This is a genomic window from Bacillus sp. J14TS2 (assembly GCF_018333015.1).
Taxonomy (GTDB): domain Bacteria; phylum Bacillota; class Bacilli; order Bacillales; family Bacillaceae_C; genus Lederbergia.
Genome location: NZ_BORE01000017.1, coordinates 72,948 through 99,733, shown reverse-complemented (window position 1 = coordinate 99,733; position 26,786 = coordinate 72,948). Strand labels below are relative to the sequence as shown.

The 26,786-nt window shown below is 38.6% G+C and carries 23 protein-coding genes and 1 other annotated feature; of the genes, 5 read left to right on the top strand and 18 right to left on the bottom strand.

Features of this window, described 5'->3' with window-relative positions:
* Positions 1-534: 534 nt before the first annotated feature.
* The 13 genes from ilvD to KI375_RS21925 all read right to left on the bottom strand — a co-directional run bounded on the left by ilvD (position 535) and on the right by KI375_RS21925 (position 16,240).
* Positions 535-2,199 carry a dihydroxy-acid dehydratase gene (gene ilvD, locus KI375_RS21985; protein WP_212975538.1) on the bottom strand — a complete coding sequence of 555 codons (1,665 nt, stop codon included), beginning with the start codon at positions 2,197-2,199 and terminating at the stop codon, positions 535-537.
* A gap of 113 nt (positions 2,200-2,312) precedes the next feature.
* Positions 2,313-3,212, bottom strand: coding sequence for a branched-chain-amino-acid transaminase (gene ilvE / locus KI375_RS21980; protein ID WP_212975537.1), 900 nt, complete (start codon positions 3,210-3,212; stop codon positions 2,313-2,315).
* Positions 3,213-3,552: 340 nt separating this feature from the next.
* Entirely contained in the window at positions 3,553-3,903 is a 351-nt protein-coding gene (locus tag KI375_RS21975; RefSeq protein ID WP_212975536.1) for a hypothetical protein, read from the bottom strand.
* Between the two features lie 201 nt (positions 3,904-4,104).
* Positions 4,105-5,439 carry a sulfatase-like hydrolase/transferase gene (locus tag KI375_RS21970; RefSeq protein WP_212975535.1) on the bottom strand — a complete coding sequence of 445 codons (1,335 nt, stop codon included), beginning with the start codon at positions 5,437-5,439 and terminating at the stop codon, positions 4,105-4,107.
* Between the two features lie 31 nt (positions 5,440-5,470).
* Complete coding sequence (locus tag KI375_RS21965) at positions 5,471-7,078, bottom strand: type 2 periplasmic-binding domain-containing protein (protein WP_212975534.1); 1,608 nt, start codon at positions 7,076-7,078, stop codon at positions 5,471-5,473.
* A gap of 30 nt (positions 7,079-7,108) precedes the next feature.
* Complete coding sequence (locus tag KI375_RS21960) at positions 7,109-7,990, bottom strand: carbohydrate ABC transporter permease (RefSeq protein WP_212975533.1); 882 nt, start codon at positions 7,988-7,990, stop codon at positions 7,109-7,111.
* Between the two features lie 16 nt (positions 7,991-8,006).
* Positions 8,007-8,978: an ABC transporter permease gene (locus KI375_RS21955; RefSeq protein WP_212975532.1), complete on the bottom strand. Its 972-nt coding sequence runs from the start codon at positions 8,976-8,978 to the stop codon at positions 8,007-8,009.
* A gap of 231 nt (positions 8,979-9,209) precedes the next feature.
* Positions 9,210-11,525 (bottom strand): helix-turn-helix domain-containing protein, encoded by a 2,316-nt coding sequence (locus KI375_RS21950; protein ID WP_212975531.1) that lies wholly within the window; start codon positions 11,523-11,525, stop codon positions 9,210-9,212.
* Between the two features lie 362 nt (positions 11,526-11,887).
* Positions 11,888-12,961, bottom strand: a complete 1,074-nt coding sequence (locus KI375_RS21945; RefSeq protein ID WP_212975530.1) for an ABC transporter substrate-binding protein — start codon at positions 12,959-12,961, stop codon at positions 11,888-11,890.
* On the bottom strand, positions 12,958-13,764 hold the full coding sequence (locus KI375_RS21940) for an ABC transporter permease (protein WP_207453603.1): 807 nt from the start codon (positions 13,762-13,764) through the stop codon (positions 12,958-12,960). The genes KI375_RS21945 and KI375_RS21940 overlap by 4 nt, the downstream gene beginning before the upstream one ends.
* Entirely contained in the window at positions 13,761-14,570 is an 810-nt protein-coding gene (locus tag KI375_RS21935; protein ID WP_212975529.1) for an ABC transporter permease, read from the bottom strand. Before KI375_RS21935 ends, KI375_RS21940 begins: the two co-directional genes overlap by 4 nt.
* Entirely contained in the window at positions 14,560-15,663 is a 1,104-nt protein-coding gene (locus KI375_RS21930) for an ABC transporter ATP-binding protein (RefSeq protein WP_212975528.1), read from the bottom strand. The genes KI375_RS21935 and KI375_RS21930 overlap by 11 nt, the downstream gene beginning before the upstream one ends.
* Positions 15,664-15,697: 34 nt before the next feature.
* The gene (locus KI375_RS21925; protein WP_207453608.1) at positions 15,698-16,240 is read right to left on the bottom strand and encodes a helix-turn-helix domain-containing protein; all 543 of its coding nucleotides are present in this window, start codon (positions 16,238-16,240) and stop codon (positions 15,698-15,700) included.
* A gap of 464 nt (positions 16,241-16,704) precedes the next feature.
* On the opposite strand from KI375_RS21925, the gene KI375_RS21920 reads away from it, so the two are divergent.
* The 5 genes from KI375_RS21920 to lysS all read left to right on the top strand — a co-directional run bounded on the left by KI375_RS21920 (position 16,705) and on the right by lysS (position 20,841).
* On the top strand, positions 16,705-17,061 hold the full coding sequence (locus KI375_RS21920) for an ArsR/SmtB family transcription factor (protein WP_212975527.1): 357 nt from the start codon (positions 16,705-16,707) through the stop codon (positions 17,059-17,061).
* Complete coding sequence (locus KI375_RS21915; RefSeq protein ID WP_212975526.1) at positions 17,042-18,040, top strand: NADP-dependent oxidoreductase; 999 nt, start codon at positions 17,042-17,044, stop codon at positions 18,038-18,040. The genes KI375_RS21920 and KI375_RS21915 overlap by 20 nt, the downstream gene beginning before the upstream one ends.
* A 63-nt stretch (positions 18,041-18,103) precedes the next feature.
* Complete coding sequence (locus KI375_RS21910; protein ID WP_212975574.1) at positions 18,104-18,607, top strand: GNAT family N-acetyltransferase; 504 nt, start codon at positions 18,104-18,106, stop codon at positions 18,605-18,607.
* Positions 18,608-18,648: 41 nt separating this feature from the next.
* Positions 18,649-18,915 carry a YesK family protein gene (locus KI375_RS21905; protein WP_244852938.1) on the top strand — a complete coding sequence of 89 codons (267 nt, stop codon included), beginning with the start codon at positions 18,649-18,651 and terminating at the stop codon, positions 18,913-18,915.
* Positions 18,916-19,061: 146 nt separating this feature from the next.
* Positions 19,062-19,325 (top strand) — a binding site (T-box leader).
* A gap of 58 nt (positions 19,326-19,383) precedes the next feature.
* Positions 19,384-20,841 carry a lysine--tRNA ligase gene (gene lysS / locus KI375_RS21900; protein ID WP_212975525.1) on the top strand — a complete coding sequence of 486 codons (1,458 nt, stop codon included), beginning with the start codon at positions 19,384-19,386 and terminating at the stop codon, positions 20,839-20,841.
* A 55-nt stretch (positions 20,842-20,896) separates the two neighbouring features.
* On the opposite strand, the gene KI375_RS21895 is transcribed toward lysS, so the two are convergent.
* The 5 genes from KI375_RS21895 to KI375_RS21875 form a co-directional block, all read right to left on the bottom strand.
* Entirely contained in the window at positions 20,897-21,220 is a 324-nt protein-coding gene (locus KI375_RS21895; RefSeq protein WP_306419853.1) for an anthrone oxygenase family protein, read from the bottom strand.
* Between the two features lie 122 nt (positions 21,221-21,342).
* Positions 21,343-22,161: an NmrA family NAD(P)-binding protein gene (locus KI375_RS21890; RefSeq protein ID WP_212975523.1), complete on the bottom strand. Its 819-nt coding sequence runs from the start codon at positions 22,159-22,161 to the stop codon at positions 21,343-21,345.
* 56 nt (positions 22,162-22,217) lie between these two features.
* Positions 22,218-22,652, bottom strand: a complete 435-nt coding sequence (locus KI375_RS21885) for a MarR family winged helix-turn-helix transcriptional regulator (protein WP_212975522.1) — start codon at positions 22,650-22,652, stop codon at positions 22,218-22,220.
* Between the two features lie 159 nt (positions 22,653-22,811).
* Positions 22,812-24,806: an ABC transporter ATP-binding protein gene (locus KI375_RS21880; RefSeq protein WP_212975521.1), complete on the bottom strand. Its 1,995-nt coding sequence runs from the start codon at positions 24,804-24,806 to the stop codon at positions 22,812-22,814.
* Positions 24,803-26,563: an ABC transporter ATP-binding protein gene (locus tag KI375_RS21875; protein ID WP_212975520.1), complete on the bottom strand. Its 1,761-nt coding sequence runs from the start codon at positions 26,561-26,563 to the stop codon at positions 24,803-24,805. The genes KI375_RS21880 and KI375_RS21875 overlap by 4 nt, the downstream gene beginning before the upstream one ends.
* Positions 26,564-26,786: the final 223 nt, after the last annotated feature.

The window sequence follows — 26,786 nt, the reverse complement described above, 5'->3', positions numbered from 1 at the left end:
TTTAAACATATCATAAATCCGACCATTCATGCATAAAATTCACCGATTTGCGAAAAAATTCTAGCCATTTTAAGAAAATGCAATTGCTTGGCTCTTCCTCTGCACTCTTACATCCTGTAGTCGTAACACTAATGAATTCATAGGCTTCTTCTAATTGCTATAAATAAAAAAAGTTTTCTCAGCCCACACAAAAGGAGAACCTTTTATGCAGGGATGAAAAAACTTCATGGTACCACCCTACTTTTCAGTGAAATTCACTGACTTAGGAGCGACGAATGCCACTCATTGATAACGAGAACTTGAAAATCCCCGTGTACCCATAATCACAAATGTTTTCAGGGTACCTGCTCCAAGGCGATGTCACAAATGGCTGCATCGTCGGTTTCCAGCAGTTCCGACTCTCTGGTAATGCAGTGGATCCATTCATTTTTACCTTTTCATTGCTTTTCGTTGTTGTACAAAAAGGAGAAAAGCCTCCTTTTTGTACACGCACTATATTTAAAATGTAGTCTATACTCTTTCGCTTGTATTATTCTATATTTTCATGACTCCACCAGTACTAGCTGAAGTGACTAATTTAGAATATCTAGCCAAATATCCCCTTTTAATCTTTGGTTCAAATGGCTTTAAGTTTGCTTGACGTTCTGCCAATATCTCTTCTGCGACATTCAATTGAATGGAGCGATTGGTGAGATCAATGACAATTTCATCTCCATCTTCCACTAAAGCAATCGGACCGCCTTCAGCTGCCTCTGGAGAAATATGACCTATGGAAATCCCTCTTGATGCTCCGGAAAATCTTCCGTCTGTAAGTAAGGCAACATCCTTATCAAGTCCTCTACCAGCTATTGCTGATGTTGGTGAGAGCATTTCCGGCATTCCTGGTCCGCCTTTAGGACCTTCATAGCGGATGACGACTACATCTCCAGCTTTCACAGTACCATTGTTGATGCCTTCTTGAGCATCATCCTGCGACTCATACACAACAGCTTTTCCTGTAAAAGTTTTAATCGATGGATCGACAGCTCCTACTTTTATAACACCGCCATTTGGGGCGATATTTCCATATAAAATAGATAAGCCTCCTACAGGACTATATGGATTATCTTTCGGTCTTATGACTGCAGGATTCTTAATTTCATGGTCTTTCACATTTTCATAAACTGTTTTTCCTGTTACAGTCATTCGCTCTCTCTCGATAGCACCAATTTCACATAGCTCGCGAATAATTGCACTTATTCCACCAGCATCATGGACATCCTGCATCGTATAATCAGAAGCTGGAGCAATTTTTGCTAAGTATGGAACTCGCTCAGCCACTTTATTAATTCTGGATAAGTCATAATCTAGACCTGCCTCATGAGCGATGGCCAATGTATGAAGAACCGTATTCGTTGAGCCCCCCATTGCCATATCAAGTGCAAAACAATCATCAATCGTTTGATCTGTGACCAGGTCACGCGGCTTCACATCTTCTTTCACCATCCGAATCAGATTCTTTGCCGCTTCTTTAATTAATTTGTGGCGTTCATTAGAGGTCGCTACAATTGTACCATTTCCCGGTACGGTTACACCAAGCATTTCCATCAAAGAATTCATGGAGTTGGCTGTAAACATTCCTGAACAAGATCCACAAGTTGGACACGCATTTTGTTCAATATCGAGAAGTTTGTCTTCTGACATTTTCCCTGCATGGAAGGCCCCTACACCTTCAAAAACAGAAGTCAATGTGAGTGGTTTCCCATCTGATGACATACCACCTTCCATTGGTCCACCTGATACAAAGATAGATGGAACGTTGGTTCTAAATGCAGCCATCAACATGCCTGGAGTAATCTTATCACAGTTTGGAATATAAAAAACACCGTCAAACCAGTGAGCATTAATGACTGTTTCTGCCGCGTCCGCGATAATTTCTCGGCTTGGCAGGGAATAACGCATACCTATATGTCCCATCGCAATCCCATCGTCTACGCCAATCGTATTAAATTCAAATGGGACACCACCTGCTTCCCAAATCGCTTCTTTTACGACTTCTGCAAAAACATTTAAATGCTTGTGTCCTGGAATAATATCAATATATGAATTACAAACACCTATAAAAGGTTTCTCTAAATCTTTTGTTTTAAGACCTGTAGCATATAATAAACTCCTATGCGGGGCACGGTCAATCCCCTTTTTGATCATATCACTTCTCAATTATTACATCTCCTGTTATGACAGTTTCTGAACAAAAGCACAAGCATCTTGATGGACGTTAACAATGAACTTCAACTTAATTATTAACAAGTTGAAAATCTTATAAAATTGTCTTAGCCAACATTTAACGACTCGTCATGAATTTTGACACCATCTGTTACAGTTGATTCGCGAAAACTTTCTGACAAATCTCTAGTGACTGGTCCTGGCTTTCCATCTCCCACAATGCGACCATCTACTTTTGTGACAGGAATGACTTCTGCAGCAGTCCCGGTTAAAAATACTTCATCAGCTGTGTACACTTCATGTCTTGTAAAAATGCCTTCGATCATTTCGTAACCCTTTGCTTGGGCTAATTCCATTATAGCATTTCTTGTAATTCCGACTAGTGCTCCCACATAGCCAGGCGGTGTTTTTAACTTTCCGTCTTTCACTATGAATATATTATCAGCCGATCCCTCTGCAACATAACCTTGGTCGTTCAACATCAGAGCTTCGGAAACACCGGCTAATGAGGCTTCAATTTTAACTAATACATTATTTAAGTAGTTCAGTGATTTCACCATCGGACTTAAAGCATCAGATCGATTACGCCTTGTTGCAACTGTAATAATCTCAAGTCCTGTTTCATATAGTTCTTTAGGATAAATGCGTAATGGTTCAGCAATAACCAATACGGTTGGTTTCTCACATGTATAAGGATTTAAACCAAGATCTCCTACACCACGAGATACTACGAGGCGAATATAGCCATCATTGAGCTCATTTTGGCGGAGTGTTTTTACAACAATGTTAGTCATTTCCTCTTTTGAATACGGAATGGTTAACATGATGGACTTCGCCGAGTCATACAAACGTGTCAAATGTTCATCTAAGCGGAAGATATTTCCTGAATATGCACGAATTCCTTCAAAAATTCCATCTCCATAAAGGAATCCATGATCATATACAGACACAACGGCGGCTTCTTTTTTTACGAATTCTCCGTTGAGGAAGATCAATTGTTCACTCAAGTTATTCGCCCCTCTCTTCAGATATTTATTTTTCAGTTAGTTTTGATTTATTAAATTGTTCCTATAATACCGCGGTATTAGTGAAAGGTCAAGGGATTTTCAGAATGTTTTCCCTTTTAAAAGCCGTCTACTTCCTGCTGAATCCGTTTTCAATGCGATTGCATCAACCACCAAAAAAAACGAGAAAAAAGAAAGATTTTTCGACATTTTTTCTGAAATTTGTCTGCATAAGAAAAATAGAGCTACACCTTAAGTGCTATTCACTTCGGTGTAGCTCAGTTAGCTTTATTTTGGAAATATTCGGTAAGGTTTCAGAGGTCATTTATTATGTGGTAGGATTCTATCCCATTACTAAAGTCTTTTGCATGCGGCGGATATCCTTCTTATTTCCCAAGGTTTCTTCTTGAAGCAATTCAACACTTAATTCTATTTCACCAATTTGCTCTTTTAGTTCACCAAATCCCTTAGCATTTTGCAGACGCAGTTCGCTCATTTCAGCTTGTAAGCTTTCCTGTCCATGTCTTAGTGCATCTAGTATTTGCTTGTTTTCAGCAAATTTCTGATCATGTTCTGCAAATTTTTGCGAATGTGCTTGTAAAATGCTGGTGTGCTCGTTTAAGGTTGTACTATGTTCATTTAAGGTCCCTTTGATTTCGTGAAGCATGTCTAAAATTTGATCTTCCTTCTCCAATTATCTTCGCCTCCTTTCGTCATTATGTTCATTTTAATACGACGCTACAGAGAAAGCAACGGCAAAAATGGGCCCCGTCATGAAGAGTACTGAAAATCTTATGTTGTTCAATCGAACCTTAATTTAAAATACAAAAAGACGACTCAATTTTACCTTTTAAAATTTAGAGTCGTCTGTTCTATTGACTTATTTGGCCAAATATTAATATGTGGTACTTTTGGGCTTCCATTCCTGTTCCCAACGCTTTTCAATTTGCTTACGCCATTGTTCCGCATCATGCATTAGTTTCGCTGTCACATCTGGGTATTCTGTCTGTAAGTTGGTTTTTTCTCCGATATCTTCCTCTAGATCTGACAAATGGACGTTATCTGTAGTTGGCGGTTCAAATTCTTCTAGTTGCCCATTAAGGACCAGCTTCCATTTACCACTTCTCACAGCCGTCTGTGCGCCCATTTCCCAATAGATATTACGCTCAGGCTTTGCTCTCTCTGTAAGAACAGGCATAATGTCATTTCCGTCAATCTCAAGCTCTTCTAGTGATCCCCCTGCAGCTTTAATCATAGTTGGGAATACATCAATAGCACAGCAAGGCTCACTTATTACTTGCCCTCTTGGGATTTTTGCAGACCAGTTCCAGATACCAGGAACGCGGATTCCTCCATCATAAAGACTAAATTTATGTCCTTTTAATTTCCCAGCTGAACCGCCATAGTATAAATCCTCTGTACCATCAAGCCAGTTACGCGATTCCCTGGAAGGCCCATTGTCACTTTGATAAAAAATACAAGTGTTATCTAGAATGTCTTGCCGCTCTATTTCCGCAACAATATCACCTACACCATCATCCACAGCACTAAGCATCGCCGCCATCATTCTTCGATCCCATGGTAAATCAGCGAAACGTTCCGTATATTTTTCTGGAGCGTGCATGGGATAATGTGGGGCATTGTACGCTACATACAGGAAGAAGGGCTCCTCTTCTCCGGCATTTCGGCGAATAAAATCAACGGCATGATCTGTAACTAAATTAGTAAAATAGCGCCCATCCTTATGAATCTCTTTCCCATTCTCCCACAGATCGTGAATCGGATTATCCGGCTGTCCCCAATAATAAATATGAGAATAATAGTCGATACAGCCTGCCATAAAGCCCATCCACTCATCAAACCCTTGGCTATGCGGGCGGCAATCTTCTCGAAGCCCTAGATGCCACTTACCATATAATCCGGTTCGGTATCCAAGGGCCTTTAATTCTGAGGAAAGCGTAGGCACTTCCGGCAATAAACCACTAGTTTTTCTTTTTCCTCCCAGGATCGAACGAACGCCAGCATTACCAGGATAACGTCCGGTTAAAAGAGCGGCTCTTGATGGCGAGCATACAGGACTTGCTGCATACCAATCTGTAAATCGAGCACCTGTATTCGCTAAACGATCAATATGAGGGGTTCGAATATCATTCGAACCCATACAAGATAAATCACCATACCCCTGATCATCGGTCATAAATATAATAAAATTCGGTCTCTTTTTACTCATACCAGCTTAGATTCCTCCTTGATTGTTGACTTTACTCATTATTTAATTTAGAGAAACGCTCAAAGGCTTGATTATACACATCCATATAATCATCCAAGCCCATCTTGTTTAACGTATCCACATATTTATTCCACTCAGTGAATGGGGTCTCACCGGTAATGAATTTTACTTTCATTTCATCGACATACGTTGTTAGATCGTTTCCAGTAGAGGCCAACAGATCGGATTCTTCCTGGGTATAAGTAAATTGCGGCCAAATTTCATTCGGAAAGTAATCGCTCACCTTGGAGGTTGCATCTATTGCAGAAGGATAACTTGCTCCGCCTTTGGAAAACTTCTCTGTTTGTACAGTTGGCTGACCTGCCCCCGGCCATGCCAAATACTTTCCTACGGCTTCATCTAATGTCAAGCCTTGTGGATTAGAAACAATATCATCAACATATTGGTACTCATCTTCTCCAACCTTTGTAAAAGTTTCTCCCTCTTTTCCCATGAAGAATAGCTTCATTCCTTCTTCAGAGTACCAGTAGTCCACCCATTCCATTGTTTCCTCTGGATATTTATTTACATTGGTAATGACAAATGCTCCTGAATTGCGCAAAACTGGATTGAGGGATGATATTAATTGATCACCATGTGGTCCTTTTAATGCTTGCAAGCCAATATAATCATCTTTTGTTTTTTGACCTATAGGTACAGGATTTGCAAAAATGAAGGCACCTACTGTATCATCTTCACCTTTGGCTGTTAGCTTGGAAGTATCCATTGTAAATATTTCCTTGTCAATTAATCCTTCGTTATAGAGCTTGGCGAGATATTCCAGCACTTCCTTGTATTGATCTGCAGTAGGTATGAATCGCAAATCATTTGTACTCTCATCTATATCGACCATTGGGTGGGCGCCCCCTCGATTACCTAGTCCCCAAAATCCTTTCAATGCATTTTCAATTGATGCAATCTCAGTCCCTGTTATAGGTATTTCATCATTTTGTCCATTCCCATTGGCGTCTTGTTCTTTAAAATCCTTAAGCAGTTGATACAACTCGTCTGTTGTAGTAGGTTCATCTGCTCCAATCCTATCCATCCACTTCTTATTCAAGAATAGTTTTGCGCCATAATTTGCAGATTGAAAATCACTGACGAAAGGTAATGAATATATATTCCCATCAGCTTGGGTGATACCAGCCTTCACTTCAGGGTATTTCTCAAATAGCTTCACCAAATTTGGAGCATGCTCCTCAATCAAATCATTTAAGCTGATAAAGATGCCATCGCTTCCACGTGCTGCAATATCAGAATTATTTAGTTGGGCACGATAAATGGCATCAGGGTAATCGCCGCTAGCAAGCAATATGTTTCGCTTTTCAACAAAATTCGTATCAGGCACTAACTCCCACTCGATATGAACACCAGATATTTTTTCGTATTCCTTCCATACGAGCATATCGCTATAATCAGCATGTACAGGTGATCTAGAAACTAGCATCTTCAATGAAACATTTTCTCCCTCTGTTTGGACTTCTTTTTTAGAAGTATCTCCTTCTTTTCCAGAACCCGCTGGGGTATCTGAGCTACATGCGGACATTATCCCCACTAGAACTATCCCTATCACAATAAACAACCATACTTGTCTCTTCATTTTCTTACTCCCCCAATCAACAATATTGGTCTATCCTTTAATTGCGCCAATCATAATTCCTTTTACGAAATATCGCTGCAACAAAGGGTACAACAATAGCACAGGTAGACTTGTCACCATAATCAGTGCATATTTGATCCCTTCTGCCATTAAAAGTTGAGATGCTGCAGAATCACTCTCCATATCCATCATTTCTTGCATCTGACTTTGAATCAAAATTTCTCTGATAAATAATTGTAGTGGATACTTGTCTCGATCGGATAAATAGATTAATCCATTAAAAAACGCATTCCAATGAGCAACGCCATAAAACAGCACCATGACCGCAAGTACCGGGACAGATAATGGTAAGACGATCCGAACAAGAATTTGCAAGGTTTTCGCCCCATCAATCGTGGCTGCCTCATGGAGTTCTTCGGGTATATTCTCAAAGAATGTCCGCATCACGATAAGATTATAAACAGACACCGCCCCAGGAAGCACCATTGCCCAATACGTATTAATAAGATGTAGATTCTTAATAACTAAGTAAGTTGGAATTAATCCGCCGCTGAAGTACATGGTGAATAGTAAAAAAAGCATAATAATCTTACGTCCTGGCAGCGTCTTACGGGACAATGGATACGCTCCCAAAACGGTTAATATTAAATTGATCATCGTCCCTGTAATGGCATATAACAACGTATTCGTAAAACCCGTCCAGACATCTTTGTGCTGAAAGACCTGTTCATACGCTTGAAATGTGATCTGCTTGGGGAATAGAAATACTTCTCCGCGAATCACAAATATGGGATTACTAATCGAGGCACTCGCCACAAATAAAAGCGGATACAAAACTATCATTAAAATACATGTCAATATTGCTCCATTGATCAGTCCAAATATCCGATCATCTGTACTCTTGATTGACATCTTCTAACCTCCTCAACTACCACAAGCTATTACCGCTCATTCGACGCGTAGCAAAATTGACGCTATAAAGTAAAATTAAATTAATTAAAGAATTGAATAATCCTACAGCAGAGGCAAAGCTGTATTGCGCACCAAGTATCCCACTACGATACACATAAGTTGAAAATACATCAGAGGCCTCCATATTTAGATCGTTTTGCATTAAAAATACTTTCTCAAAGCCAACGCCCATCATTGACCCGATATTTAGGATAAAAAGAATAGTTATTGTCGGCATAAGGGCAGGGATATTAATATGCCAGATTCTCTGTAGACGAGAGGCGCCATCCATCATTGCTGCTTCATGCATCTGTGGGTCAATATTGGCCAGTGCCGCAATATAGATGATCGCTCCCCATCCGGCATTCTGCCAAACGTTTGAACCCACATACAGTGTTTTAAACCATGAAGGTTCTGTCATAAAGGAAATCGATTCAACACCAAACCATGATAAAAAATGATTTACGATACCTGCTGTTGGCGATAAAAAAGTAACAAGCATCCCAACAAGAACAACTGTAGACAAGAAATGTGGTGCATAGGTAACGGTCTGTACCGTTCTTTTAAATTTACTGCTTCGAACTTCATTCAGCATAAGCGCTAGTATGATAGGTATTGGAAAACCAACCGCTAGTTCGTAAAGGCTAATACCTAATGTGTTAAAAAATAATCTTGAGAAAAAATAGGAATCAAAAAAACGTTCAAAGTGAAGAAGACCAACCCAATCACTTCCTGTAATCCCCTTGACTGGCGAAAAGTTCTTGAAAGCAATTTGCACCCCGTACATTGGCCAATAATGAAAAATAACAAAATATGCCACTACCGGTAAGAGTAGAAGGTATAGTGCTCGATGCTGCACTATTCTATTGATCAAATTTTTCTTGACTGCTTTTCCGTCTATTACTTGTTTATTGACTACTTTTCTGTTCTGTACCACTCCTTTTTCCATTGGTTAAATCCCTCCTTCCAACTGAGAATCGCTGTTTCGGGATTCAGTATAGACTGTGCGCTTATCATTCGTACACAGGCAATTCTGTCATCAAAATGCTTTTTTTTACATCGACAAAAAAACGAGCTATTCATAGCTTGCATAACTGTCTTTATCGAGCTTTTCTTTACATTACTAAGTGTAAAAGTCAAAAAAGCTGCCAAAGATCATCCATTCTTGGCAGCTTTTATATTATTCTTTTATACTACTAAGTTTCCGATATTGTACAGGTGTCATGCCTTCCTTTTTACGGAACTTTCTACGAAAATTAGACCCATCCACATATCCCGTCTGGTCAATAATATCGGCAATTTTCATATTGGTTGTTCGCAAAAGTTTTTTCGCTTCCTCCATCCGAAGCATATCGATATATTGTATAAGTGAATAACCCGTTTGGTCTTTAAAATACCGTGTGACATAGGAAGGGGAAAGCGAAACTTCAGTTGCAATTGTATCAAGGGAGATAGTATTTTCCCTATAGCGTTGCTTCACTAATTCTATTAACTGATTGAGCAAGGCGGTATTCTTGCTTTCGCGTTGATTCTCGAGAAAGTGACACAGCTTATTATAAAAATCGATCAAGCGTAGCTCCACCTCGTTCAACTGTTCTATGTCATCTTCAAAAAGTTGGCGCAAATCTCCTTGGCAAAACTCCATTAAATCCTCATTCATTTCATATAAGCTATTCATCACAGTTGTCGTAATATTCACCCATACCTCGTTCGCCTTTTCAGGCGTTACCGATTGCTCCAACAGGCTAGCAGCAATCTCACGGACGCCCTGTTCCATTTCTGATCTATTTGCTTGTTTTAACGATAGGATAAGCCTATCCCCTATATCTTTTCTATAAATATATTGTCTACTTACCTTATCCTTCACACTAGCGTACGTGATAACACGTCCTCCACCTAAATAATAGCGGTATTGCGCTGCTTGGTCTGCTTCCCTCAGGGTTAAACCCACCCTCTCAAGACTATCATATAAAGATCCGATCCCAGCCGTTAATGATTGGTTATAATATTGTTCGTAGACTTCGATCGCTTTACGAGCTTGATAAGGAAGAACTTCCTTCATATCCTCGCTATCGTTTATATTAATGACAGCCGCAACACTTCTTAGATTTGGAAGCTCAATACAGTGGCCTGTACCAATCTCTCCAATTATCTCTTCAACAATATTTATTAATCCAAATATTAGCAACTCTCGATGAGATCGAGTTTTCATTTCATATAATCGGTATTCATCCACTTTAAATATCACCACCACATAGTAAGGATTTACAGTTAAAAAAGATGGAGAATCAAGTAAATGTTCAATTTCTTTCATCCTTGTTATTTCCCCTTGCAATAAGTGGTGAATATACTTTTCTTTAAGCAACCGACTTCTCGTTTTCATATGTGAATTGAGGATGCTATTTTCATGTGCCAAAAAGTCAAATGCCTTGGTAACGAGTGAATACTCATCAGCTCGTATACTTTTTTGCATGCCTTCATTAGGTTTAATCGCGCTAGCTAGTTTTCTCCATGGTCTATATTGAATTCTAGCGAATGAATACGAAAGAAAAAGGCCAAAGGCAAAGATGCCGAAAACCGTTAGCATGAACATCCTCTTTAGTTCCTTAGCTTCCTGTAAAAATTGATTTTGAGGCATTGCTAGTATATACGTCCATCCATTATTTTCAGAAGTTACACGTACAAGTGACAATGATTGGTTGTCCCAAATAATCGATAATGCTTCAGGAGACTGATGGATGATTTCGTCCAACAAGTCTTCACTGTTTCCATTTAAGCTGCCTAGATTGGTCGAGGCTAGAAGCGTTTGATCTTGATCTAACAAAAAAGAATAGCCTTCATATCCGTTAAAGACTCGCTTAACCATACCAACAAACTGTTGATCTCTAATAAGAAACAACACTAATCGCGGTGCTTTACTACTTGAACCAGGAAGCGGATAAACATAAATAGAGGATTTTTCATTTGTTTTATCCGAAGGAGCTAGAGGTGTCATCGGAAACATGGTTGGAACTTGTGATGATATTACTTGCTGTTGCAAAATATCAGAGCCCTGCATCCGAGATGGATACTGCCTTTGCAGAAAGTCGGTAAGACTATAACTTCCGCGCGAATTAAGAATTTGCACCTCCTCATTGTAACTATAGGCCAGTGCAATATCATATACGAATGAATTGCCAGCAGCATATGAACGAATATTTCGAACCATTTGGTAACTGTCGTAGCCTCCATTAGCTAGTAAATAAGGGGTAAACTTTGTATTATGCGGAATTTCCAGCGCAATCCGATCCATTTCCTTAATCCTGTTCTCGGTCATATTTCGTACTTCCGAGAGAATGGAAGTACTTACCTCTTCGACATTGTCACTAAGCATGTCTTGAAGCTTTCCGTATAGTAAACTCCCTAGAATAAGCAGGATGATCATCATCAAAATTGTATAGGAAATAAAATATTTATAAAAACGAATCGAAAGTCTTTCCTTTATAGCCAAAGACATAGCTACACCCCTAGTTAGAATTTTATATGTAGATCATCGTTTAATTTCTTCAATGGTTGCACGTTTCAATGTTTTACTAGAGGAAATGATCTAAGATCGTAAAACGAGTATTTAATTCTAAAGAAAACCTTATAATTAAGATTGGAATCCTGACGAAATTCAAATTATAAGGAGATTATGTATGGGCAAAACCCAACAAAGCTTGTTAATTTAACCGCTTTCATTATAGCAGAAATAGAAATACTTGTTTCAATATTTTTCAAAATATACTAGTCTTGATAGGAAGGAGGCCGTGTATTCTTCCCATTATAAAGGAGAAGAAGAGAAAAAGATGTTCGTTTTCTCTCCTCTTCAAGCTCTCCTTATTTTCGATGCATTTTAAATTCTAAATATAGGTCATTATAATAAGCCAACATCCTTTTACCTAAGTTATCGTATACCTCTAGCCTTTCAGTTAACTCAGGTTCTGGATAAAAGCGTTGGTCGTTCACGACCTCTTCATCTAGGTAATCCAGTGCTTTTTGGTTAGGTGTAGAGTAGCCAACATAGTCTGCATTCTGGGCGGCGTTTTCGGGATCGAGCATAAAATTAATGAATTTGTATGCTCCTTCTACATTCTGGGCTGATTTGGGAACCACCATATTATCAAACCACAAATTGGAGCCTTCTTCAGGTACGACATAGTCGACATTTTCATTTTCCCACATGACATCAGCCGCTTCCCCAGACCAAGTCACCCCGATGGCAGCTTCTTCGTTCGCCAGTAAAAGCTTGATTTCATCACCAATAATTGCCTTCACATTAGGTGTAAGCTGATCCAGCTTTTGCTTGGCTTCCAATAGATGTTCTTTATTCGTATCGTTCAAAGAATAACCAAGGCTATTTAAGCCCAGTCCAATTACCTCCCTTGCTCCATCAACAAGGAAGATCTGGTTTTTAAAATCAGGATTCCATAAATCATCCCAGCTTGTTAAGGTCCGCCCATCTAACATGTTCGGATTATAAATAATCCCAAAGGTACCCCAAAAATAAGGGATGGAATACTCATTTTCCAGATCAAACGATAAATCCAAGAAGCGAGGATCAATATATTTTAAATTAGGGATTTTTTCATGATCAAGTGGAAGCAGCAGACCCTCTTCCTTCATCTTGCTGATCGCGTATTCCGACGGAACCGTGACATCATACGCTGTCCCTCCTTGGGAAATTTTCGTCATCATTGCTTCATTCGAATCAAATGTTTGATAAATGACCTTCATTCCTGTTTCTTCTTCAAATTTATCAATTAAATCTGGATCGATATAATCTCCCCAATTATAGACATTTAACGTATTGCCTCCTGTAAAGCCTTGAGCTGAATTCAAGTGTGAGGCAAGATACATCAGCCCAAATGCAATGATGATCACAGGCACAAAAATACGTACAATTTGCTTCATGATTTCCTCACCCCTTGAGCAGATGGCTTAGCATTGCGCTGGTTCACGTAGTAATATCCTAAAACGAGCACAAGCGTAATGAAGAATATTAGGGTCGACAAAGCATTGATCTCTAAAGAAATACCTTGACGTGCCCGCGAGTAAATTTCTACAGAAAGCGTAGAAAAGCCATTTCCCGTAACAAAGAAGGTCACAGCAAAATCATCCAATGAATAGGTTAATGCCATAAAAAATCCCGCAAATACTCCTGGAGTGATATAAGGTAAAATCACCTTCGATAGAACATCCCAATTGGTCGCCCCTAAATCTTTCGCTGCATCAATCAATGTGGAGCTCATCTCTTGTAATTTTGGCAATACCATAATCACGACAATCGGCACACTGAAAGCGATATGGGAGAGCAAGACAGATGTAAACCCGAGCTTTATTCCAACCATTGTAAACATAATCAAAAAGGATGCACCGATGATCACATCTGGACTGACAATCAACACATTATTCAAGGTTTGCAAGGTCTGTTTTGTCTGCATTTTTCTTACATACATAATCGCAAGCGCACCAAAAATACCAAGAATGGTAGAAATCGCAGCCGAAAGCAGAGCAATCACCAATGTATTCAATGCGATAATAATCAAACGCGTATCTTTAAAAACATTGAGATAATACTCCCAAGTAAATCCTTCAAAACTCCGCATCGATCCGCCACTATTAAAGGAGTAATACATAAGATAGACAATCGGTGCATAAAGCACAAAAAAGACGAACACTAAATAAAGATTAGCTATTTTTGCTTTGCCCTTCATGCCAAGTCACCCCGCTTTCGCTGACCCGTTAGAATCATAATAACTGCCATCGCAATAATTAAAAAGACAGCGATTGTTGAGCCCATTCCCCAATCCTGTGTGATAAGAAAATGCTGTTCAATTGCAGTTCCCAATGTGATCACACGGTTTCCTGCAATTAATCTTGTAATCATAAATAAAGAGAGAGACGGAATAAAAACAGCCTGACAACCTGATTTCACTCCTTTTAATGTCAAAGGAAAAATGACTCGTCTAAATGTCATCCATGCACTCGCTCCAAGATCACTCGCTGCATAAATATAGGATGGATTAAGCTTTTCTAATGCATTATAAATCGGCAAAATCATAAAAGGGATAAAGATATAAACAGAAACAAAGATAAAGCTGAAATCCGTAAAGAGAATTTGCCGTGAGCCAATGCCAATGACATCTAATAGCTGATTTGCCGGGCCATAAGCTCCGAATAAACCTAAAAAGGCGTAGGCTTTTAATAATAAATTAATCCATGATGGCAGAATGATCAGCAAAAGCCATAATTGACTATGCTTTGCTTTTGTTAATAGATAAGCAGTTGGATAAGAAATCAGTAAACAAAATACTGTAATCAAAAAGGCATACCAAAAAGAACTAAGCGTCATTTTCAAGTAGACAGGTGTAAAGAATTTTTGGTAATTACCGAACGTGAGATTTCCTTCAATATCAAAAAAGGAGTAATACACCACTAATAAAATAGGGGTGACAACGAATAGAACAATCCAAAGCACATATGGGATTAAATAAATATTGCGCATTTTCTTACTCTGCATGGCGCACCTCGTCATAGGCATCTAAACGCTTATCAAATTCTTCTTCTGTTTCCCCTAAACGCATAACATGGATGGACTCAGGATCAAAGTAAAGGCCGATTTTGTCTCCTGGCTTCGCTTTTTTCGTCGAGTGAACCAACCAACTATTCCCTTCTTGGTCATGACAAACTATTTCATAATGAACGCCTCGAAATAAAAGAGTGTCAACAGTGACATGAAATTTACCTCGTTCCAAAGTCGTAATTTCTAAATCCTCTGGTCTGATGACAATGTCCACTGGTTCATTCGCATGAAATCCTTGGTCTACACACTCATATTGTTTTCCGGTAAATTCGACCAAGAAATCTTCAATCATCTTTCCAGAAACAATATTTGATTCCCCGATAAAATCGGCAACAAAGCGATTGATCGGCTCATCATAAATATCAATTGGGGTTCCACTTTGCTGAATCTTCCCTTCATTTAACACAAAGATCTCGTCTGACATTGCCAGTGCTTCTTCCTGATCATGGGTCACGAAAATAAAGGTAATTCCCAAACGTTGCTGTAATTCACGCAGTTCATATTGCATCTCTGTGCGCAGTTTTAAATCTAAAGCTGACAATGGCTCATCTAATAAAATCACTTCAGGTTCATTGACAATGGCTCGGGCAATCGCGACACGCTGCCTTTGCCCGCCAGACATTTCAGTGATTTCTCTCTTTTCATAACCCGATAAATTAACAAATTTTAAGGCCTGTTTTACCTTTTCCTCAATCACATTGTTTTTCAACTTTTTAATCCGCAAACCAAAAGCGACATTTTCAAACACATTTAAATGAGGAAACAGCGCATAGTCTTGAAATACAGTATTGACCTGACGTTTATTAGCAGGAATTCGATTGATTTTCTTTCCATTAAAGAAAATATTTCCTTTCGTTGGTTCAATAAACCCAGCGATTAAGCGTAATATCGTCGTCTTCCCACATCCCGATGGCCCTAATAGTGTATAAAATTTCCCTCGCTCCATTTCAAAAGACACATCATCTAATATCAGATCATCGTCAAAGTATTTTGATACATGTTCAAAACGTATGATTGCTTGTTCTGTCACGTTTGTTCCCTCCGTCTCTCCCAGTTTGGCCGTTTCACAAATAAGAATCTGTTGCGACCAAGATTAATTCACTTAAACCTTTATATACATTGCTAATTTGGTGTGTATCAGAGGCTTGGAAGTAGATCGATTCCCCTGCTTTTGCAAAATAAGTCCTCTTTCCAAGTGTGATCATGACCTCTCCTTTCAATACATAAGCAAAGGTCTCAGATAAAGAGGGTTCGAATTCCTTAAACTCCCCTTCTTCGCTTAATGTTAACCAAATCGGCTCCATTTCCATTTCATTGGATTCGGGAACAAGCCATGTCATTTCATAGCCTTTTTCCTCATCCTTATAATCTGTTTGCACTTCTTCCTCATACACAACCCGCTGCTCTCGTTCTTCTTCATCAAAAAATTGTTTCGGTGTACAGCCTAACACTTCTAAAATCGCAAAAAAGGTCTCCATCGAAGGAGAACTTAAGTCTCGTTCAAGCTGAGAAAGATACCCTTTACTTAAATCCGTTCTTTCTCCTAATTCCTCTTGCGTCAACCCTTTTTTCAATCGCAATGTTTTAATTTTCTTCCCGATCTGCATGTTAAAAAACCTCATTTTAGTTTAATAATAGTAAACTTCATGTCAATAAAGTTTACTTATACACAACTTAAAGTTTACCACCAGATTATTATACATAAATTTAAAAATTGAGCAATAGATTTTTTCTATTTTTTATTCAAAAATAACGAATTAGATTAATAGAGATTGTCCCGAAAGTAGAAAATCTCCAAAAAGGCTCCCTTGCTGCGGGCGAGTGGCAAGCCTTCTCAGACTTCCGTGGTCTTGCCAAACTCTCACTTCCCGCAAGAGTCTTCGCATATTTCCTCCGCTAGGGCAATGCATTACTTGTCCTTAATTATGGTCGACCAGCCCTTCCTACGCTTTCATTCGTCTCGATTTTCTTTCTCAATATTGCATTGCATTCAGTAATATACTATGGTTGTATTCAATATAATGGTTCATTAACTTAAACGATTCAACGGATTACGGAGGTATTTCATCGAATGAATAAAGAGGATCAACTAAATAGGATCAAAGAAGATTTTATTGATTGCCAAAAGGTATTATTAGCAATTGGGGATGAAACAAGGCAATCGATCTTGTTAGTTTTAATAGGGACGGATTGTCAAACGGGATTACGTGTCGGTGAAATCACTGAACAAACACATCTTTCTCGACCTGCTGTATCACATCACCTGAAGATTTTACGAGAAGCCGGTATTATTTTAATGCGTAAAGAAGGGACAAAAAACTTTTATTCCATTGATGTACGTACAAAATTAGGCGTATTAAAAACGCTTGTTGCGGATATTGAAGAGTTAATATTTGGAGGTATAGATGATGAAAGCAATGGTAATTGACCGATATGGAAAAATCCCAATGCGTATGACAGAAATGCCAACCCCTGAGATCGCTGAAGATGAGGTTCTTGCAGAAATCCATGCAGCAAGTATTAATCCGATTGATTTTAAGATACGCGATGGAAAAATGAAATTATTACTTACCTATCAGATGCCTCTGATCCTAGGTAATGACTTTTCTGGTGTCGTGGCAAAGGTTGGAGCAAAGGTAACTCACTTTAAAGTTGGTGATGAAATATATGCTCGCCCACGTAAGAGTAATATCGGTACTTTTGCAGAATATATTTCAATACACGAAAACGACATTGCCTTAAAGCCTAAGAATTTGAGCTTTGAGGAAGCAGCCTCAATCCCACTTGTTGGGTTAACCTCATATCAAGCCTTAACAGACATTTTAAACTTACAAGCAGGACAAAAGATTTTGATTCAAGCTGGGGCTGGTGGTGTCGGCACATTCGCTATTCAACTGGCAAAATTAATGGGTGCCACTGTTGCAACGACTGCAAGTGAAGCTGGTGCGAGTTTAGTAAAATCTCTTGGTGCAGATGAAATTATTAATTACAAAACGGAGAAATTTGAAGAGATACTGGAAAATTATGATGCGGTATTTGATACACTTGGGGGCAAGATACTCGAAAAATCATTTGCTATTATAAAAGACGGAGGGAAAATTGTTTCCGTTTCAGGAATGCCGAATGCTCGGTTTGCTAAAGAATACGGCTCAGGAATGTTTAAAACGTTATTGTTTTCAGCAGCAAGCTATAAACTGACCGCACTTGAAAAAAAGCATAATGTTGACTATACATTTTTGTTTATGAAGCCAAGTGGTGATCAATTACAGAATATCGCAAACTTTATTGAGTCAGGCAAAATTAAACCTGTAATTGACAGAACCTTTTCTTTTCAAGATGCGCAAAAGGCGATGGAATATGCAGAGTCGGGGAGAGCTAAAGGAAAAATAATAGTAAAAATCAGATAGTTTTCAAAAAACTTGTCATCACTTTCAGAATGCTAGAGTAAATTGACAAGGAGGTTGATTACAATGACAGGAAACTTTGCACCTATGGATATCGAGATCAAAACAGAACGACTCTTATTAAATATGTGGGAGGAATCCGATACATCATGGTATAGGGAACTTGTAAGTGAACGAGGTGCGGGAATGCCGACCCTTGACACTGTACGTAACAACATCATTCGTTTGCGCGACAAAGCCCAAGAAAATGGGATTAGCCTCCTCACGATTCGGCGCCAGCATGAAGGTGACTTCATTGGCTATTGTGGGTTGATTATTGGCCGTTCCACATTAGAAGAGCCCGAAATCGCCTATGAGTTGTTTCAGCGGGTTCATGGTAACGGATATGCGACTGAAGCCGCATCTGCTGTTTTAGGAGCCGCCATCGCCACTGAACGAAGCAGACTCTGGGCTACTGTACGATCATGGAATATTCCCTCCTTCCGAGTGCTGGAAAAATTAGGCTTTGAGCGACACCACAGCACATGGGACGATCGCGGTGAAATCGTTTGGAGCGTGCGTGAGCTTTAGATATTTTAGGATATGCTTGTCCTGAAAGGAGAGAGATTAAAATGGATGGAATTTCAACCTTCTCTTTCGTAACAGCTGGCTTAGCTTTATTCATAACGATTGTTTCATTTTTGCTTTTCAAAAAAAAAGGAGTACTCGTCCCAATCATAATATTATTAATAAGCTTAGTATTATTTGCTTTAAGTTTTGTAGTAGGTGGCTGGGAAGGTATGGGGCTAGGTGTCATCAGCTTGTCATTACTTATTGCCTCTTTTATATCTTTAATAGTATTGATGCTTTATGAAATCTATAAAGTGAAGCTTCAATGAATGGAGATTCCTACCCGTTAATGCAAGATAAAATGATGAAAAACATGCATTTTTTCAAAAAAACATATTATTTTGCTTATCCTTCTTTGTTCTATTGACTAAGCAAGTTGATTTGACTAAAATGATTTTAAATTATGAAAATGGAATATTCAGCGCTGAAGAGAAGAGTAATTTTGATCCATTATTTACAGAGAGCTCCTGTTGGTGGAATGGAGTAATAATGAACTTAATGAAAAAAGCCTCGGAGCTTCGCACGGATCTAAGATGAATTATTCTTAGTGATACTGCGACGGGATCTCCCGATAAAGAGATAGGGTATAATCAATTTTATTGACGTACCTAAAGAGGTTAGTATGGTGACATATTAACAAACTGAGGTGGTACCACGAAGCTAAACTCTCGTCCTCAAGATGAACAATCTTGGGGGTGAGAGTTTTTTTGTTGAGCAAATAACAGGAGGTAAAGAGAATGGATAACGAACAAAGAGCAAGACGAATAGAAAAAATAGCAACGCTAAGGTCTCAGGGAATATCAACCTATCCCGAAAAATTCTCAGTAAACTATCAACTCGACAAAGCTGCTCAACTTGAGGACGGTACATCTGGAGTAAGTGTTGCTGGACGAATAATGAGCATTAGAAATTTTAGAAAACTGAGTTTTATTACGCTCTCAAACATTCATGGAAGTCTACAGCTGCTTTTAAAAAGAGAAGAAGTTGGTGATGGACCATTTGAACAATTTTTTGAACTTGTCGAGATTGGCGATTTTATCGGGGCTAAAGGGCGAATGTATTCGACTAAAACAGCTGAGAAAACATTGCGGATTGAAAGCCTTGAATTTCTTGGAAAGGCATTACGAACTCTCCCTGAGAAATGGCACGGATTAAGCAATGTTGAACTTCGATATAGACAACGTTACTTAGATTTAATGATGACAAAAGATACGCAAAATCGATTGTTAGCCAGAACTAAGATGGTTCGAGCCATTCGAAGATTTTTTGAGGATAAGGAGTTTTTGGAAGTTGAAACCCCGGTATTACAACATACATCTTCGGGCGCAATAGCTGAACCTTTTACAACGTTTCATAACGCTTTAGACACGAAATTGAATTTAAGAATAGCTCCAGAAACCTATTTGAAGAGACTCATTGTTGCTGGTTTTACCAAAGTATTCGAATTTGCAAAATGTTTTAGAAATGAAGGAATCAGCCCGCAACACCTCCAAGAGTTTACAATGGTTGAAGACTATGCAGCATATTGGAATTATCAGGATACGATGAAATTGATGCGAGAAATGCTTCTCAATGTTCTTGAACAAACATTTCATACAACGACTATCACGATTCAGGGTCAAGCAATTGATTTTTTATTAGAATGGGAAGTTGTCTCTTTTCGAGATTTAATTTTAAAAGACACAGGGATTGATATTGAACTTTATCCTGATGCTAAGGATTTATATCAAGAAACGCAGAGGAGAAATCTTCAATTAGATCATCCTGATATTGAATCTTTAGGGAGAGGCAATTTCATTGATCTTCTTTACAAGAAAATGTGCAGACCGCAACTGATCAAGCCAACTTTTCTAATTCAGCATCCAATTGATTTATCTCCATTGGCTCGGGCAAATGATCATCACCCTTCTATGACAGATCGATTTCAGCTGGTCGTGAACGGAGCTGAAATTATCAATGCCTATTCTGAATTGGTTGATCCACTTGAACAAAGGAAAAGGCTGGAGGAACAGGCTCTTCTTAAAAATAACGGGGATGTAGAAGCAATGGAGATGGACGAGGATTATTTAATTGCTATGGAATATGGGATGCCGCCAATTTCAGGTTGGGGCTTTGGCATTGAACGTTTGTTAATGGTGTTAACAGATAGTGACACGATTAAAGATTGTGTTTTGTTCCCCTTAACTAAAAAATGATAATGAACAAATGATTAGATATTTTATACACTTATCAAAGAAACCCCATTGACTTTTACATCAACGAGGTTTCTTTGATAATAATAGCGATTAGCGCTAAAACAGATGAAATTGTCCTTACATGATTCCATAGCGTCCATTGCCCTAAATAATGACTCCAGTATTCCATATTTTTATTTATATCTAAACGACGATTCATTGGCACATTAAAAAATATTGTCACAAGAAATGAACCTATAAAGTAAGTTGTGAAACTTATAATGATCCATCTATCCAAAAGGGATGGATGAAAAAGAATACTCACAATAATGATGATCAAAGGGCTTAAAAATATTGTTAAGAATAATGGGTTTTGTATCTCTTTATTAATACGTACCATTACTTCTCTTCCTTCATGTATTTTATAGCTCTTTAATACTTTCATGATCGTATTTGAAAATATAAAGAACAAACCAGTTTGAATGGCTAGACTAACTGTATAAATAATGAATAGCCAATCCATTATTGCCAGATGCCTTGTGTAATAGACTGTTTAATAAACGCATCAAAAGTAGTCGGTTTATAATCCAGCATTTTTTCTAAATCATTTGTGGTCGTTTCATTTCTGCCATCAAATACTTCCTGAAATAGAGTCATTAGCATATTCACAAAAACGGGCGGAACACCTTCTTTTTCTAAAATGGAACGGTATTCCTTTAAACCGACGGAAGTAAAATGCACCTTTTTATTTAATTTCACTGAGAATTTTTCCGCTAGATCATGAAATGAAAGAAGCTCTGGACCAGTTAATTCAAATAACTTATTTTCATATTTTGGATCTAATAAAACTTTCACAGCGACTTCTGCTATATCATTGATATCAATAAACGGTTCTTTCACATCGTTAACTGGCAGTACAATTTCTCCTGTGACAATACTATCATAAAGGAAATTCTCACTAAAATTTTGATTGAACCAACTGCATCTTAAAATATTCCATGTTAATCCAGATTGTATTAAAATATTCTCCGCTTGCTTAGCACCGCGCTCGCCACGACCTGATAGTAGAACAATGTGTTTTAAACCAACCTCTTTCGCAATATCACAAAACAGTTGAATATCCTGTGTTGATTGCTCGACAAGTAAATCCGGAAAATATGTGACAAATGCTTGTTTATATCCTTTTAACGTTTCTCTCCATGTTGTTGAATCACTCCAATTAAAATAAGGATAAACCTTTCTTGAAGCAACCACTGTTTTCCTATCAAGATCCATTAATTTATCATTTACACGCCTACCTACTTTACCCGTTCCACCTATAATAAGAATTGATTCGGCCATAATATCTCTCCCTTTATTTGTTTGTACAAGCAAATGTTAAACTAAAAAATATATCCCTAGTAAGATATACTTTTTTCAAATTTATCAGCGGTTTCTAGAATATCCTTTGATAAATGGTCTGCGAATTCTTTTCCTAATATGTCATTATAGTTTTCTCTAAGCTCATCCCATGTTTGATAAATACCATCGATCATTTTTTGTCCTCTATCAGTTAAATGTAAATGAGCTGAACGACCTTGCATTTCTTTTTCGATAAGATTTTTCTTAATTAATCCTTCAATAAGTCTCGTCACTGTAGATGGCTGCAGATGTAAAGACTCCCCCACCTCTTTTTGAGTTACGCCATCCTTTTCAGACAGTATCATCATAAAAAAAGCTGCATTCGGTGAAAGACCAATTTTAGAAAACGTATCTTCTGCCATCTTCGTTATTAGCCTGTTTAATCTGCTTGTTGTAAAATATAAACATTCATTTAAATAATTATCAATCATAATGAACCTCCACATTTGCTTGTGCAACTAAATGATAAATGAAATATATTTTTATGTCAAGATAATTCAGCAGAGAGATTTTTTACGATATACTATTTTTAAAAAGAGAGCTGCAGAAAAGGGCAATTTCATACCCCTTTTCCGACAGCTCCTTCTTATCTATGCCCCTTGCTTCCTGCCCTGCTGAAGCTGGTACATTTGATAATATTTACCTTTTCTCTTCATTAGTTCTTCGTGATTTCCACGCTCGACGATTGTTCCCCGGTCTAATACTAAAATTTGATCCGCTTTTTTAATTGTGGATAATCTGTGGGCGATCACAAAGGTTGTTCGGCCTTTTTTCAAGACATCCATTGCTTCTTGAATGATCGCTTCTGTTTCTGTATCAATATTCGAAGTCGCTTCATCCAAAATCAAGATGGCTGGGTCAAAAGCAAGCGCACGGGCGAAGGAAATTAATTGCCGCTGTCCAGAGGACAAGGTGCTTCCCTTTTCTGCCACTGGTTCGTCAAGACCCTTTTCTAGGTTTTTCAAAACACGATCGGCCCCGACCGCTTCAAGTGCTGCCTCTACCTGCTCCCTGGAAATACGCGGGTCATTTAAACTAATATTTGAAGCGATCGTTCCGGTAAATAAATACGGATCCTGGAGCACGATTCCCATATGTTCCCGCAATGCTTGCTTCGACATGGACTGAATATTTTTTCCGTCAATGCGGATCTCCCCGCGTTGGCAATCATAAAATCGGAAGAGAATATTCATGATCGAGCTTTTTCCTGAGCCTGTATGCCCGACAAGTGCCACCGTTTCGCCTTGTTTGGCCGCAAAGTCAATGTCCTTTAATACATAATCCCCTTCTTTATAGCCAAAGTAGACATGATCAAATCGCACATTGCCTGTAAAACGATCGACCTTCTCCTCGATCACTTCCTCGCCTTTTTCATCTAGCATTTCAAAAACACGATTACCGGCCACCAATGCCTGTTCTAGATTGGATAGTTGGTTGACCATATTATTCACAGGATTAAATAAGCGATTAATATAATCAACATACGCATATAAAACCCCGACGGTTAAAGCAGAATGGACACTAAGAAAGTCCTGTCCGAAATACCAAATAAATCCGACAAACACAAAATTCCGCAATACCCCAACAAGGTTATGAGAGGAAAGAGCATCCAACGTCAAAAGTTTATTTTGAAAGCGAAAATGAACATCATTCATTTCCTCAAATTCATTTCTCATCTTCCGCTCTCTACGGAAAGCTTGGATAATCGGCATACCTTGAATCGATTCATTCATCATTGCGTTGATCTCACTTACCTTAGAACGAATTGCGTGATTATACTTCGAAGCATATTTTCGATAAATCATCATCCATGCATATAAAACCGGCAGCAATAGTAAGCAAATAAGCGCCAATTTTGCATCTAAGATAAACATCGCGGTATAAATCCCGATCATATAAATAATACCAGTAAAGAAATTAGACAATACAGCCACATATAGTTCCCGAATTACTTCTGTATCATTTGTAATTCGAGATACTACCTTCCCAGCGGGCAAATCATCAAAATAACGAATGGGCAGGCGATGCATATGTGCAAATACATCATTCCTCATTTTTTGAATAATTCGGTTGGCGGCTTTTTGTAAGAGCAAAAATTGTCCATAAAATAATAAAGCAGCCACGATAAAGAGAATCATATAAACAACCAGTAATTGAATAATCATCGGAATTTCCGGTTTATAAAAGGCTAATGTTTCTTCCACTGAAAGCTTTTGCGCCTGGAATTCACGGATCTCGCTATTAAGATCGATCGTTAATTGATCCCCTTGAATGGAGCGGCTTCCATCCAAAGGAACATCTTCCTCTATCCAGTAAAAACTCCTTCCAACTTGTAAAAGTGTCGCCGTTTGGCCCGATGCATTCTGATCCTTCGTATATAGCTTTCCTCCAAAGGAAACAGCCGCTTCCTTCGCTGTCGTTTCTGTCCAATGTGCTTCAATACCTAAAATATGGTCATCAATCATTTTTTTCGCAACGAGCGGCCCTAATACTTCTGCCCCGACCGAAACCGTAAGCAACGCAAGGGCAGCAATAATTACCCATTTCACATGTAAAGCGTATTGATATAATCGTTTTCCTGTCATGGTGTCTGCACCCCCTCACCCAACGAATCCTCTAATTGCTGGCGATCATGCTGTTCCTTATACCAGCCATTTTTCGCGAGTAAATCTTGATGGCGTCCTTCTTCAACAATCTCGCCCTCATCTAAAACAATAATCCAATCCGCATGTTCGACTGAAGATAGACGATGGGTTGTAATTAATGTCGTTTTTCCTTGCCGTTCTCGGCGCATATTTTCAATAATTTTCGCCTCTGTTTTTCCGTCCACGGCTGAGAGGGAATCATCTAAAATTAAGATTTCAGGATTTTTAATAAACGCTCTGGCAATCGAGATCCGTTGTTTTTGTCCTCCTGACAAGGCAACCCCTTTTTCTCCTACTAGTGTTTCTAACCCAAGCGGGAGCATTTCTAAATCCTTTTCAAAATAAGCAAGTTCAATCGCCTGCTGAATCTCTTCTTCTGTTGCGTCTTCCTGGCCAAATAAAATATTCTCACGAATACTTCTGGAAAAGAGGATATGATCCTGAGGTACGTAGCCAAGCCAACCTCTGACCTGATCCTTCGATTGATCTTCCATATTCACATTTGAAATCGAGATCGTTCCATCCCCTAATGGGTACTCCCTTAAAAATTGTTTAATAAATGTTGTTTTTCCACTTCCTGTTTTCCCGACAATTCCAATCGTTGCACCACGAGGAATTGATAGATTAACAGCTTTCAAATTAGTGGTTGTAGCAGAAGGATATTGGAAAGTGACGTCTCCCCATTCGATTCCATCTGGTTTTTCCACTTCTTGCGGATGTTGCGGGTCTTTCACATCCTCTTGATATTGTAAGACCTCATCCACTCTGTCCAAGGACGCATTTCCTCTTTGCATAATGTTAATCAGTTCCCCAATCGCAAACATTGGCCAAATCAACATACCAAGATAAACATTAAAAGAAACAAGATGACCCAGAGAAATCTCTTGCTGAAAAACAAGATAGGTCCCATACGACAACCCAATTACATAACTAAGCCCTGTTAAAATTTGTGTGGCCGGGTGGAAAAAGGCCTCTATTTTCACAACACCCATATTTTTTTCATAGACATCATTGGTCATTGTTTGAAACTCATCCCTACTGGCCTTTTCCTGCACATAAGCTCTTGTCACTCGCACGCCTGCAACCGACTCAAGCACACGGTCATTCATATCGCCAAAGGCCTTTTGTGCCTTCATAAACCGCCCATGAATCCTTTTTCCTAATACGGTAATAATTAAAGCAAGTATCGGCAATGGCAAGATCGCAGCGAGCGTCAATTTCCACGACACAAGGAAGCCCATTGTCAGCAAGATTGTGAGCATATATAAAGTCGAATCCATAAGTGTCAACACACCAAAGCCTGCTGTCACAGAGATCGCTCTTAAATCATTCGTGCCTCTTGCCATTAAATCTCCCGTCCGATTTTTCTCAAAAAAAGGAGGAGCCATTTTTAGTAAATGATTCATTAAGCGGGAACGCAGATTTTTTTCCAAAATAAACGCGCCGCCAAAAAGCTGATATTGCCAAATATACGTAATCGCATAGTTGAGGAGCGAACCCCCAGCTAAAATAACAATATAAAGAATTAATAATTGCCAAGTTAATTGCGTTAAGATCATATGATCAATTGCTTCCCCCAAAATAAACGGCGGTACTACCTCAAACACATTGGCAAGTGTTAATAATACACCTGCGACTAGATACCTTTTCCAATGCTGTTTAAAAAACCATCCTAATTTCCCCAATACACTAAACATTCTTCTCACCTCAGTATTTTAGACACAATCAAAAGCACAAGCGCTTTGATCAACGTAAGCTAGTTCGCCACAAACTTAAATTTTTATAGCAAGCTAGACACAAAAAAGGCATAGCGCTTCTCAAGAATGAATGCACTATGCCTTTCATTTATAAGATACGGAATAACTATCTACTAGCCCCCGTATCGTTTCAATTTTATTTCGTTTGCTAATTTAACGTAAA